This window comes from Streptomyces sp. NPDC031049, assembly GCF_055571015.1.
Genome location: NZ_JBVIGC010000013.1, coordinates 43,410 through 55,630 on the forward strand (window position 1 = coordinate 43,410; position 12,221 = coordinate 55,630).

Here is a 12,221-nt window from a genome sequence, read left to right on the forward strand (position 1 = left end):
GAAGGTGATCCTGAGCACTGTGCGGCGGGCCGGCACCCCCAGGCTCTAATCTCGTGCCACGGCCCCCGCCACCCCTACGGGAGCCGCCCTCCACCCGCCGCTACTTACTCAGGAGTCACCACAGTGACCGACGTAATCGGCGCACCTGCTGATGTACTGCACACCCTGTTCCACTCGGACCAGGGCGGTCATGAGCAAGTCGTGCTCTGCCAGGACCGGGCCAGCGGCCTGAAGGCCGTCATCGCCATCCACTCCACCGCCCTGGGCCCCGCCCTCGGCGGTACGCGCTTCTACCCCTACGCGACCGAGGCCGAGGCCGTCGCCGACGCGCTGAACCTCGCGCGCGGGATGTCGTACAAGAACGCCATGGCCGGCCTCGAGCACGGCGGCGGCAAGGCCGTGATCATCGGCGACCCGGAGCGGATCAAGTCCGAGGAACTGCTGCTCGCCTACGGCCGCTTCGTGGCCTCCCTCGGCGGGCGCTACGTCACCGCCTGCGACGTCGGCACCTACGTCGCCGACATGGACGTCGTGGCCCGCGAGTGCCGCTGGACCACCGGCCGCTCCCCCGAGAACGGCGGCGCCGGCGACTCCTCCGTCCTCACCGCCTTCGGCGTCTACCAGGGCATGCGGGCCTCCGCCCAGCACCTGTGGGGCGACCCCTCGCTGCGCGACCGCACCGTCGGCATCGCGGGCGTCGGCAAGGTCGGCCACCACCTGGTGGAGCACCTGCTGAAGGAGGGCGCCCGCGTGGTGATCACGGACGTGCGCGAGGACGCCGTCCGGCGGATCACCGAGCGGCACCCGCAGATCCGGGCCGTGGCCGACACCGACGCCCTGATCCGCACCGAGGGCCTGGACGTCTACGCCCCGTGCGCGCTCGGCGGGGCGCTGAACGACGACACGGTGCCGGTGCTGACCGCCAAGGTGGTCTGCGGCGCGGCCAACAACCAGCTGGCCCACCCGGGTGTGGAGAAGGACCTGGACGACCGCGGCATCCTCTACGCGCCGGACTACGTGGTGAACGCGGGCGGCGTCATCCAGGTGGCGGACGAACTGCACGGCTTCGACTTCGACCGGTGCAAGGCGAAGGCCGCGAAGATCTACGACACCACGCTGGCCATATTCGCACGTGCGAAGGAAGACGGTATTCCGCCGGCCGCCGCGGCCGACCGGATCGCCGAGCAGCGGATGGCGGAAGCGCGTAGCCGGGCCTGATCGGGGAAGCGGGTGCCCCGGGACCACGGGGTGCGGCGGTACCCGCCGGCGGAGGTTGGAGACAACTCTCACTTCTTCCGGCGGGTCGACCGTCCATAAGTGGTTAAAATCGCGGTTGACCAGCGAGGACGGGGCGCCTCGAGGGTCCTGGGCGCGGGCACGTCATGCGGGCGACGTACCGTATGGGCGCGGGCTCAGGTACCGTGGAAGCCCTACGGACCGGTCTCTCCACGGAGAGCCCGTTCGGGACCATGAACGCGTGTCAAGACTCTGGGGCCGTCGAGCCCCGTCGTTGAGGGGGTCGAGCCATGGGGCGCGGCCGGGCCAAGGCCAAGCAGACGAAGGTCGCCCGCCAGCTGAAGTACAACAGCGGTGGGACGGACCTCTCACGCCTGGCCGAGGAGCTGGGCGCATCGACATCGAACCAGTCGCCGAACGGCGACCGCTTCGAGGCCGATGAGCATGACGACGACGACCTGTACTCCCGGTACGCCGACCTCTACGAGGACGACGACGAGGAGGACGAGGACGGCCAGTCCTCGCAACATCGTCGCGGCGCTTGACCTAGTACTGGACACCTGCCCGGTCGGTGACTGACGTCACCGACCGGCTTCTGTGCTACCCGCACTTCTGTCAGACGTGGTCGCCGACCAGGGCCGCACCCGTGCCGTGGTCGCCGCGGTCGGTGATCTCACCGGCCACCCAGGCGTCCACACCGCGGTCGGCGAGCGTCGTCAGCGCCACGTCCACCGACTCCTGCGGCACGATCGCGATCATGCCGACGCCCATGTTGAGGGTCTTCTCCAGCTCCAGGCGCTCGACCTGTCCGGTGCGGCCGACGAGGTCGAAGACCGGGCCTGGGGTCCAGGTGGAGCGGTCGACCACGGCGTGCAGGCCGTCGGGGATCACCCGGGCCAGGTTGGCCGCGAGTCCGCCGCCGGTGATGTGGCTGAAGGCGTGGACCTCGGTGGTGCGGGTGAGGGCCAGGCAGTCCAGCGAGTAGATCTTCGTGGGCTCCAGCAGTTCCTCGCCGAGGGTGCGGCCCAGCTCGTCCACCCGGGTGTCGAGGCTCAGCCCGGCGCGGTCCAGCAGCACGTGCCGCACGAGTGAGTACCCGTTCGAGTGAAGCCCGGACGAGGCCATGGCGACGACCGCGTCACCCTTGCGGATGCGATCCGCGCCGAGCAGCCGGTCGGCCTCCACGACGCCCGTACCGGCGCCGGCGACGTCGAAGTCGTCCTCGCCCAGCAGACCCGGGTGCTCGGCCGTCTCGCCGCCGACCAGGGCGCAGCCGGCCAGCACGCAGCCCTCCGCGATGCCCTTGACGATGGCGGCGACCCGCTCGGGGTGGACCTTGCCGACGCAGATGTAGTCGGTCATGAACAGCGGCTCGGCGCCGCTCACCACGATGTCGTCCATGACCATGGCGACCAGGTCGTGGCCGATGGTGTCGTAGACGCCCATCCGGCGGGCGACGTCGACCTTGGTGCCGACGCCGTCCGTGGCGGAGGCGAGCAGCGGGCGTTCGTAGCGCTTGAGGGCGGAGGCGTCGAAGAGGCCGGCGAAGCCGCCGAGGCCGCCGAGGACCTCGGGGCGCTGCGTCTTCTTCACCCACTCCTTCATCAGCTCGACGGCGCGGTCGCCCGCTTCGATGTCGACGCCCGCCTCCGCGTAGCTGGCACCAGTTGTCTCAGACATGACTTTGAGAACCTTCGTGTCGTACAGCAGGTATCGCGGGCTGCGCTACGGGCGGCGGATCGCGTCGGCGGCGGCCGTCGCGGCCGGGCCGGCGGCCAGCTCCGTCTCCAGGAGCTGCTTGCCGAGCAGCTCGGGGTCGGGGAGGTCCATCGGGTACTCGCCGTCGAAGCAGGCGCGGCACAGGTTCGGCTTGGCGATGGTGGTCGCCTCGATCATGCCGTCGATGGAGATGTAGGCGAGGGAGTCGGCGCCGAGCGAGGTGCCGATCTCCTCGATGCTCATGCCGTTGGCGATCAGCTCGGCGCGGGTGGCGAAGTCGATGCCGAAGAAGCAGGGCCACTTCACGGGCGGCGAGGAGATCCGGATGTGGACCTCGGCGGCGCCGGCCTCGCGGAGCATGCGGACCAGGGCCCGCTGGGTGTTGCCGCGGACGATGGAGTCGTCCACGACGACCAGCCGCTTGCCCTTGATGACTTCCTTCAGGGGGTTCAGCTTCAGGCGGATGCCGAGCTGGCGGATGGTCTGGGAGGGCTGGATGAAGGTGCGGCCGACGTAGGCGTTCTTCACCAGGCCGTTGCCGAAGGGGATGCCGGAGGCCTCGGCGTAGCCGATCGCAGCCGGCGTGCCGGACTCCGGGGTCGCTATCACCAGGTCGGCCTCGACCGGGGCCTCCTTGGCGAGGCGGCGGCCCATCTCGACCCGGGAGAGGTAGACGTTCCGGCCGGCGATGTCGGTGTCCGGGCGGGCCAGGTAGACGTACTCGAAGACACAGCCCTTGGGCTTCGCTTCCGCGAATCGCGAGGTGCGCAGACCGTTCTCGTCGATGGCGACGAACTCGCCCGGCTCGATCTCCCGGACGAAGCTGGCGCCGCAGATGTCCAGCGCCGCGGACTCGGAGGCGACCACCCAGCCGCGCTCCAGCCGGCCGAGGACCAGCGGGCGGATGCCCTGCGGGTCGCGGGCGGCGTAGAGGGTGTGCTCGTCCATGAAGACCAGCGAGAAGGCGCCCTGGACCTGCGGGAGGACCGTGTGGGCGGCCTCCTCGATGGTCAGCGGCTTGCCGTCCTCGTCGACCTGGGCCGCGAGCAGCGCGGTGAGCAGGTCGGTGTCGTTGGTCGCCGCGACGCGCGGGGTGCGGCCCTCCTGCTTGGGCAGGTCGGCGACCATCTCGGCGAGCTGGGCGGTGTTGACGAGGTTGCCGTTGTGGCCGAGGGCGATGGAGCCGTGGCCGGTGGCGCGGAACGTCGGCTGGGCGTTCTCCCACACGGAGGCGCCGGTGGTCGAGTAGCGGGCGTGACCGACCGCGATATGGCCCTGGAGCGAACCGAGGGAGGTCTCGTCGAAGACCTGGGAGACCAGGCCCATGTCCTTGAAGACGAGGATCTGGGAGCCGTTGCTGACCGCGATTCCCGCGGATTCCTGGCCCCGATGCTGGAGGGCGTAGAGCCCGAAGTACGTGAGCTTTGCGACCTCTTCGCCCGGAGCCCAGACACCGAAGACGCCGCAGGCGTCCTGGGGGCCCTTCTCACCGGGGAGCAGATCGTGATTGAGTCGACCGTCACCACGTGGCACGCCTCCGAGTGTAGGCGAGATCGCCCACTGGTCCGAATGGGGGACCGGGCCGGCTCACCGGGTCACCGCTGTGCGACGGCTCGGACACTGGTGCCGTTTGCGCTGGTCAGCGTGAGGGTCTGCTGATCGATTCGGTACTCGACCTTGCTGTCGAAGAGCTTCCGCAGCCGCTTCTCGACGTCCATGAGTGAGTCTTCGCACACCATTCGGGTCGTGGCCGGGGCGCCCAGGGTGATATGGCCGTCGCGCACCGTGGCGTCGGCGTTGACCCGGTTGCAGCCGAGGCTGCCGGTGACGGTGTTCTTCTGTTTGTCGAAGGTCAGGTGGGCCTCCTCGCCGTCCTTGCCGGCGGGGGCCGTCACCGTCCACGTCGTCCCGTACAGGGCGGCGTCCCGCTGTTCGCTCAGCCGGACGGTGTCCCCGTCGGGGGTGGTGAGCGTGAGGCGGTCGCCCTCGGTCTCGGCGGTGAGCCGGCCGGCGGTGAGGGTTTCGGCGAGGGTCTGCTCGAACCGCATGGGCACGTCCTCGCAGCCCATCTCGGTCGACGTGGCGTCGCTGATCCGGACCCGGTCGCCCTCGACGTCGGCCTTGGCGCTGAAGCTGTTGCAGCCGAAGCTGCCCTCCGCCCGGCCGCCCTCGCCGATGCGGACGTGGGCGCCGTCTGGGGCCTTGTGGGTCGTGCCGTCGACGGTGACGCTGTCCACGCTCCAGCGGACGCCGGTCACGGTCGTACCGCCGTCGGCGCCGACCGCGCCGCTGCCGCCGTCGGCCTTCTCGGTGCCGCAGGCCGCCGCGAGGGGGACGAGCACGGCGGCGGCCGCCGTCAGGGTGATGCGCTGCTTCTGCCTGTACATGACCGTTCGACGGGGCCGGGGAAGGAACGGTTCCCCTTGGCCGGTCCGCTGGTGCCGCCCCAGGCTCACACCAGCAGCGGCAGCAGGTCCCCGAGGTCGGCCCGCTCGCCGCTCGCGCTCACCTTCGCCTGCTCGAGCGCCTCCTTCCAGGCCAGCCGCCCGGTCGCCAGCCGGACCCAGGTCAGCGGGTCGGTCTCGACCACGTTGGGCGGGGTGCCCCGGGTGTGCCGGGGTCCCTCGACGCACTGCACGACGGCGTACGGCGGGATGCGCACCTCCGTCGACCCGCCGGGCGCCTTCACGGCGAGGGCGTCGGCCAGCAGCCGGGTCGCGGCGGCCAGGGCCTGCCGGTCGTGGGGGACGTCGAGGCCGGGCACGGCGGCGTTGAGGTCGTCGGTGTGGACGACGAGTTCGACGGTCCGGGTGACGACGTAGTCGGCCAGCGGCAGCGCGCCCGCGCTGGTGGGCAGCAGCCTGCCGCCGGGGTGCGCGTCGAGCCGCTCGGTGAAGCGCCGCTCGACGTCGGCGAGGTGGGCGTCCGGGTCGGGGTGCTCCCGGGCCAGCCGGCGGGCGGTGCCGGCGATGGCCGGGGCGTCGGCGGCGATGGCGAACGGCCAGTCGAGCAGGTGCCCGTCCTGCCGCGCGGGCTCGGGTTCGGCCAGCAGCCGGTCCACCGCCGTCAGCGCCATCCCGATGTGCGCGACCAGTTCCCGTACGGTCCAGTCGCCGAGCCGGGTGGGCAGGGCGAGCTGCTCGGGGGTGAGGGTGCGGACCGCTGACCGTACGTTGCCGAACTGGGCGAGCACGGCGGCGCGGGTCCTGGCGGGGTCGTAGCTGCGGGTGCGCTTCTTGGCCGGGGGCATGGGGGTGAGCCTATGCGCGGCGGAAGCGGAAGCCGGAGGGGCCCGGGCGGGACGGGGTCCGTGCGGTGGGCGCGGGCGGGCTCAGGCGGCGGCGGTGCCGGTCGGGGCGGGGGGCTCGAAGGCCTCGCCGTTGCGGGGCACACCGATGCCGTGCCAGGTGAAGGGCAGGCCGCGGGCGGTGTCCGGGTCGGCGGTGTCCATGAGCTGGAAGTGCACGTGCGGCTCGGAGGAGTTGCCGGAGTTGCCGCAGCGCGCGATCCGCTGTCCGGTGCGCACCCGGTCGCCCGCGCGGACGGTGAGCGAACCGCGCTGGAGGTGGGCGTAGAGGGCGTAGGTGCCGTCGCCGAGGTCGAGTACGACGTGATTGCCGATGAGACGGTGGGCCCCGGCCAGCTGCCGCACGTCGGCCTCGGCCAGCATCAGGTAGAGCATGCCGGGCAGCGAGGTGCGGCTGAGGTGGTCGCGCTGGGTGTCGACGGCGCGGACGACGGTGGCGTCGGCGACCGCCAGGACGGGCGCGCCGAACGCCGGGAACGCACCGCTGCGCCGGGCGAGCGGCCACAGGACGCGGAAGCCGGGACGGGCGCCCGGGTGGGGCTCGGCGACGATGTCGATCGCGTAGGTCTGGCCGTAGGCGTGGGTGCCGTGACTGGGGGTGCGGCTGGCGGGGCTGTTCACGGCGGTCCAGCGGCCGGTCACGGGCGGGGCGACCGCGATCGGCTCACGAGCGGCCCGTTTGCCGTCGGGGGCGCCGCCCGTGCGGTTCACCACCGTGATCAGAAGGAAGGCGAGGAGCAGGGGCAGGAAGTTCCACCACCACGGGTGGGTCAGATCGAACACGACGTCGGCCGTGACCAGGGCGAAGAACCCGGCCAGCAGGCATCGGAAGGCGATCATGGCGATCTTGCGTCCGGACATCCGGTCCCCCTTGGTCAGTCCCCTGCTCTGTCCCCTGCTGCTCCGGCCCCTGCTCTGTCCCCGCCGGGATGTGTCCGTCCGCGCGTCACGGCTCAGGGCCGGGCCGTCGACAGTGCCACCAGCAGCGGCACGATCCGGCCCGGCGGCACCTCGTGGCGTCCACGGCCGGAGGTCTGGAGCCAGCCGGCGGCGGTCAGCTGCCGCAGGTGGTGGTAGATCTGGCCGGTCGTGCCCACCTCGTCCAGCTCGGCGAGTTCGGCGGCGGTGCGCCGCCCGCCGAGGATCTCGCGCAGCAGGCGCAGCCGGACCGGGTGACCGAGCGCCGCGAACGCCTCGGCGGCCTCCGCCCAGTCGGAGCCCATCAGGTCCTCCGTCAGCGCGCCGTGCTGCCAGACGTACCGCTCGCCGGCCGGGAGCCGGACGACGCCCGTGTACAGGACGCCGCCGTCCGCCGCGCCCAGCTCCGCGAGCTGCTCCTTCAGTCCCTCCAGGGCCCAGAAGTCGCCCTCGCCGAACCGGGGTGCCGTGCGCCCCGCCGCCTCCAGCGCCGCGAGGCGGCGTTCGAGGTCGGCGACGCGCTGTTCGAGTTGTTCCACTCCTTCGAGTTTACGGAAGTACGTAATTACGTGCAACCGTCGCTCGGCCGGGAGTCCTGCACGGTGACCGTGTACGGCGCCCCGGACCGGCAGGTCGGTGGTTGCCGCGACGCCCGTGTCGGTACCGAAGCCCTGAAGGGTTACGTGCGCTGACGCGTCGAAGGCCCCGCCCGGGGGCCGGGCGGGGCCTTCGTGCACAGGGACGGTTACGCCAGCAGTGCCGGGATCGTCGCCTCGTGGGTGGCGCGCAGTTCGTCCAGGGTGACGGAGAACTCGCCCTGGACCTCCACCGTGTCGCCGTCCACCACGCCGATGCGGGTGGCCGGCAGGCCGCGCGCGGCGCACATGTCGGTGAAGCGGACCTCCTCCGAGCGCGGCACCGCCACGACCGCGCGCCCCGCCGACTCGGAGAACAGGAAGGTGAACGCGTCCAGACCGTCCGGGACGATCAGCCGCGCGCCCTTGCCGCCGAGCAGCGCCGACTCCACGACCGCCTGGACCAGGCCGCCGTCGGACAGGTCGTGCGCGGCGTCGACCATTCCGTCGCGGGACGCGGAGACAAGGATCTCGGCGAGCAGCCGCTCGCGCTCCAGGTCGACCTGGGGCGGCAGACCCCCGAGGTGGTCGTGGATCACCTGGGACCAAGCCGAGCCGCCGAACTCCTCACGCGTGTCGCCGAGGAGGTACAGCAGCTGGCCCTCCTCCTGGAAGGCGACCGGAGTGCGGCGGGCGACGTCGTCGATCACGCCGAGGACGGCGACGACCGGGGTCGGGTGGATGGCGGCCTCACCGGTCTGGTTGTAGAGCGAGACGTTGCCGCCCGTGACCGGGGTGCCCAGCTGCCGGCAGGCGTCGGCGAGACCGCGCACGGCCTCCGCGAACTGCCACATCACCGCCGGGTCCTCCGGCGAGCCGAAGTTCAGGCAGTCCGAGACGGCGAGCGGCTTGGCGCCGGTCGTCGCCACGTTCCGGTAGGCCTCGGCGAGGGCCAGCTGCGCGCCCGTGTACGGGTCCAGCTTGGCGTACCGGCCGTTGCCGTCGGTGGCGATCGCCACGCCCAGGCCGCTCTCCTCGTCGATGCGGATCATGCCGGAGTCCTCCGGCATCGCCAGCACGGTGTTGCCCTGCACGAAGTGGTCGTACTGCTGGGTGATCCACTGCTTGGAGGCCTGGTTGGGCGAGCCGACCAGCTTCAGGACCTGATCCTTCAGCTCGTCACCCGTCTTCGGGCGGGGCAGCCTGCCCGCGTCGTCGGCCTGGAGTGCGTCCTGCCAGGACGGGCGGGCGTACGGGCGCTCGTAGGTCGGGCCCTCGTGGGCGACCGTGCGCGGGTCGACGTCGACGATCTTGCCGCCGTGCCAGTAGATCTCCAGGCGGTCGCCGTCGGTCACCTCACCGATGACGGTGGCGATGACGTCCCACTTGTCGCAGATCTCCAGGAAGCGGTCGACCTTGTCCGGCTCCACGACCGCGCACATGCGCTCCTGCGACTCGCTCATGAGGATCTCCTCGGGAGAGAGCGTCGAGTCGCGCAGCGGGACGTCGTCCAGGGTGACCCGCATGCCGCCGGAGCCGTTGGAGGCCAGCTCGGACGTGGCGCAGGACAGGCCCGCGGCTCCCAGGTCCTGGATGCCGACGACCAGCTTCTCCTTGAACGCCTCCAGGGTGCACTCGATGAGGAGCTTCTCCTGGAAGGGGTCGCCGACCTGCACCGCGGGGCGCTTCGACGGCTTGGCGTCGTCGAAGGTCTCGGAGGCGAGGATGGAGGCGCCGCCGATGCCGTCGCCACCGGTGCGGGCGCCGTACAGGATGACCTTGTTGCCGGCGCCGGAGGCCTTGGCGAGGTGGATGTCCTCGTGCCGCATCACGCCGATGCAGCCCGCGTTGACCAGTGGGTTGCCCTGGTAGCAGGCGTCGAAGACGACCTCGCCGCCGATGTTGGGCAGGCCCAGGCAGTTGCCGTAGCCGCCGATGCCGGCGACGACGCCGGGCAGGACGCGCTTGGTGTCGGGGTGGTCGGCGGCGCCGAAGCGCAGCGGGTCGACCACGGCGACCGGGCGGGCGCCCATCGCGATGATGTCGCGGACGATGCCGCCGACACCGGTCGCGGCGCCCTGGTAGGGCTCCACGTACGAGGGGTGGTTGTGCGACTCGACCTTGAAGGTGACCGCGTAGCCCTGGCCGACGTCGACCACACCGGCGTTCTCGCCGATGCCGACCAGCAGGGCGTCGCTCTCGGGGGCCTTCTCGCCGAACTGGCGGAGGTGGACCTTGGAGGACTTGTAGGAGCAGTGCTCCGACCACATCACCGAGTACATGGCCAGCTCCGCGCCGGTGGGGCGGCGGCCCAGGATCTCGAGGATCCGCTCGTACTCGTCCTTCTTGAGACCCAGCTCCGCCCAGGGCAGCTCGACGTCGGGGGTCGCGGCCGCGTGCTCGACCGTGTCCAGAGGCGTCTTGCTCATGCGTTGACCAGCTTCTTGAGGATCGAGGTGAAGAACGGGAGGCCGTCGGTGCGGCCGGTGCCGATGAGCGGCTCCACGGCGTGCTCCGGGTGCGGCATCAGGCCGACGACGTTGCCCGCCTCGTTGGTGATGCCGGCGATGTCGTTGAGCGAACCGTTCGGGTTGAAGTCCAGGTAGCGGAAGGCGACCCGGCCCTCGGCCTCCAGCTCGTCGAGCGTGTAGCGGTCGGCCACGTACCGCCCGTCCATGTTCTTGAGCGGGATGTGGATCTCCTGGCCGGCCGCGTAGTCGGCGGTCCAGGCGGTGTCCGCGTTCTCCACCCGCAGCCTCTGGTCGCGGCAGATGAAGTGCAGGTGGTCGTTGCCGAGCATGCCGCCGGGCAGCAGGTGGGCCTCGGTGAGGATCTGGAAGCCGTTGCAGATGCCGAGGACCGGCAGACCGGCCTTCGCCTGCTCGATGACGGTGTCCATCACCGGCGAGAAGCGGGCGATGGCCCCGGCGCGCAGATAGTCGCCGTAGGAGAAACCACCGCAGAGCACCACCGCGTCGACCTGCTTGAGGTCCTTGTCCTTGTGCCACAGGGCCACGGGTTCGGCGCCCGCGAGCCGGATCGCGCGCTGCGTGTCCCGGTCGTCGAGGCTGCCCGGGAAAGTGACGACGCCAATACGAGCGGTCACTTCGCGGCCTCCGCGACTTCCGCCGCTTCCTCGACCCGGACGGTGAAGTCCTCGATCACGGTGTTGGCGAGGAAGGATTCCGCAAGATCATGGATGCGGGCGAGGGCGGCCTCGTCGACCGGCCCGTCAACTTCCAGTTCGAAACGCTTTCCCTGACGGACGTCCGAGATCCCCTCGAAACCGAGCCGCGGCAGTGCGCGCTGCACCGCCTGGCCCTGGGGGTCGAGGATCTCCGGCTTGAGCATGACGTCGACTACGACGCGTGCCACTGGCACTCCCGGTGTGTGGTGCTGAGCAGGTTCCTTCAGACTACCCGCACAAAAAATCTACGCGTGTAGCGTTGTAGGAAACTACGTGAGCCCTGTCACGATTCGGCATCGCCCCGGCCCCGGAGGAAAAGGTTCGGGAAAGATCCCGGATCGCACGCGGTCCGCTATTGCGCAGTGGACACGCGGAGAGATTTAGTCGGGCTTCACATTGCAATGCCGGGCACTGTACAAATGAAATGCCAATAGCCGATACTTTGCCCAATAACAGGCGAACAGTCGGCATCTTCGCGACGTCCTGGCACGTCATCGCGGAGCTGCCGCACGAAGGGACCGATATTCGTGGCGCAGCGTGTCGTGGTCACTCTCTTTGACGACATCGACGGCTCGGAAGCGGCGGAGACGATCGCCTTCGGACTCGACGGCAAGATGTACGAGATCGACCTGAACGAAGCCAATGCCAGGAAACTCCGCAAGGCGCTCGAGCCCTATGTGGAGGCCGGTCGCAAGCGGTCCAGGTCCGGCAAGGCCTACCGGCAGACGCAGGTCGCCCCCGACCCGGCGGCCGTCCGCGCCTGGGCGCAGGCGAACCGGATGGAGGTACCGGCACGGGGCCGCATCCCCAAGAAGGTGTACGAGGCGTTCGCCGCCGCGCAGTGACCGACGGCCGGTCAGCCGCCCCTCGCGGCAACCGACTTGCACGACACCCCTGGTGATCAGCTAGAGTCTGGAGCGCGCCGCGGGGCGAGGCCGAAGGGCCCGGCTCACGGACTTGCGGGTGTAGTTCAGTAGTAGAACATCCCCCTTCCAGGGGGAAGGCGCAGTGTGCGATTCCTGTCACCCGCTCTGCACCGCCGTACGGACCACTGTTGTGGATCAGGTAGGCTGGTGCCCGCACCGATCGGTGAGAGCCGGTCGGGGGCAATGCGGACGTAGCTCAGTTGGTAGAGCGCAACCTTGCCAAGGTTGAGGTCGCGAGTTCGAGCCTCGTCGTCCGCTCGGGAATGAGACCCCGGTCCTCAGGGATCGGGGTCTTTTCGTGTCCACAGCCGGGTCCGTGTGTCCGAGGGCGTCGGGCCCACGTCTGACATTTG

The 12,221-nt window shown here is 70.6% G+C and carries 12 protein-coding genes and 2 tRNA genes; 5 read left to right on the plus strand and 9 right to left on the minus strand.

Annotated elements, in window-relative coordinates; all coding sequences use genetic code 11:
- The first annotated feature begins 123 nt into the window (after positions 1 to 123).
- Both ACZ45Q_RS22115 and ACZ45Q_RS22120 read left to right on the plus strand, forming a co-directional pair.
- Entirely contained in the window at positions 124 to 1,218 is a 1,095-nt protein-coding gene (locus ACZ45Q_RS22115) for a Leu/Phe/Val dehydrogenase (protein ID WP_468263997.1), read from the plus strand.
- Between the two features lie 308 nt (positions 1,219 to 1,526).
- Positions 1,527 to 1,781, plus strand: a complete 255-nt coding sequence (locus ACZ45Q_RS22120; protein ID WP_468264000.1) for a DUF3073 domain-containing protein — start codon at positions 1,527 to 1,529, stop codon at positions 1,779 to 1,781.
- 70 nt (positions 1,782 to 1,851) lie between these two features.
- Here the strand turns inward: ACZ45Q_RS22120 and purM are convergent, their stop codons facing one another.
- The 9 genes from purM to purS all read right to left on the minus strand — a co-directional run bounded on the left by purM (position 1,852) and on the right by purS (position 11,130).
- Positions 1,852 to 2,916, minus strand: coding sequence for a phosphoribosylformylglycinamidine cyclo-ligase (purM, locus tag ACZ45Q_RS22125; RefSeq protein ID WP_468264003.1), 1,065 nt, complete (start codon positions 2,914 to 2,916; stop codon positions 1,852 to 1,854).
- A 45-nt stretch (positions 2,917 to 2,961) separates the two neighbouring features.
- Positions 2,962 to 4,488 (minus strand): amidophosphoribosyltransferase, encoded by a 1,527-nt coding sequence (gene purF / locus ACZ45Q_RS22130; protein WP_468264005.1) that lies wholly within the window; start codon positions 4,486 to 4,488, stop codon positions 2,962 to 2,964.
- Between the two features lie 62 nt (positions 4,489 to 4,550).
- Complete coding sequence (locus tag ACZ45Q_RS22135; protein WP_468264007.1) at positions 4,551 to 5,342, minus strand: META domain-containing protein; 792 nt, start codon at positions 5,340 to 5,342, stop codon at positions 4,551 to 4,553.
- Between the two features lie 65 nt (positions 5,343 to 5,407).
- Positions 5,408 to 6,205 (minus strand): maleylpyruvate isomerase family mycothiol-dependent enzyme, encoded by a 798-nt coding sequence (locus tag ACZ45Q_RS22140; RefSeq protein WP_468264010.1) that lies wholly within the window; start codon positions 6,203 to 6,205, stop codon positions 5,408 to 5,410.
- An 81-nt stretch (positions 6,206 to 6,286) separates the two neighbouring features.
- On the minus strand, positions 6,287 to 7,123 hold the full coding sequence (locus ACZ45Q_RS22145; protein ID WP_468264013.1) for a M23 family metallopeptidase: 837 nt from the start codon (positions 7,121 to 7,123) through the stop codon (positions 6,287 to 6,289).
- Positions 7,124 to 7,215: 92 nt separating this feature from the next.
- Complete coding sequence (locus ACZ45Q_RS22150; protein WP_468264016.1) at positions 7,216 to 7,719, minus strand: ArsR/SmtB family transcription factor; 504 nt, start codon at positions 7,717 to 7,719, stop codon at positions 7,216 to 7,218.
- A 206-nt stretch (positions 7,720 to 7,925) separates the two neighbouring features.
- Positions 7,926 to 10,184 (minus strand): phosphoribosylformylglycinamidine synthase subunit PurL, encoded by a 2,259-nt coding sequence (gene purL / locus ACZ45Q_RS22155; protein WP_468264019.1) that lies wholly within the window; start codon positions 10,182 to 10,184, stop codon positions 7,926 to 7,928.
- A complete protein-coding gene (gene purQ, locus ACZ45Q_RS22160) occupies positions 10,181 to 10,861 on the minus strand; it encodes a phosphoribosylformylglycinamidine synthase subunit PurQ (protein WP_468264022.1) in 681 nt (226 codons plus the stop codon). The genes purL and purQ overlap by 4 nt, the downstream gene beginning before the upstream one ends.
- A complete protein-coding gene (gene purS / locus ACZ45Q_RS22165; RefSeq protein WP_071380673.1) occupies positions 10,858 to 11,130 on the minus strand; it encodes a phosphoribosylformylglycinamidine synthase subunit PurS in 273 nt (90 codons plus the stop codon). The genes purQ and purS overlap by 4 nt, the downstream gene beginning before the upstream one ends.
- A 339-nt stretch (positions 11,131 to 11,469) precedes the next feature.
- Here purS and ACZ45Q_RS22170 point away from each other — a divergent pair, with 339 nt between their 5' ends.
- The 3 genes from ACZ45Q_RS22170 to ACZ45Q_RS22180 all read left to right on the plus strand — a co-directional run bounded on the left by ACZ45Q_RS22170 (position 11,470) and on the right by ACZ45Q_RS22180 (position 12,126).
- Complete coding sequence (locus ACZ45Q_RS22170) at positions 11,470 to 11,787, plus strand: histone-like nucleoid-structuring protein Lsr2 (RefSeq protein WP_468264025.1); 318 nt, start codon at positions 11,470 to 11,472, stop codon at positions 11,785 to 11,787.
- Between the two features lie 114 nt (positions 11,788 to 11,901).
- Positions 11,902 to 11,973, plus strand: a tRNA-Gly gene (locus ACZ45Q_RS22175).
- Positions 11,974 to 12,053: 80 nt separating this feature from the next.
- A tRNA-Gly gene (locus ACZ45Q_RS22180) sits at positions 12,054 to 12,126 on the plus strand.
- Positions 12,127 to 12,221: the final 95 nt, after the last annotated feature.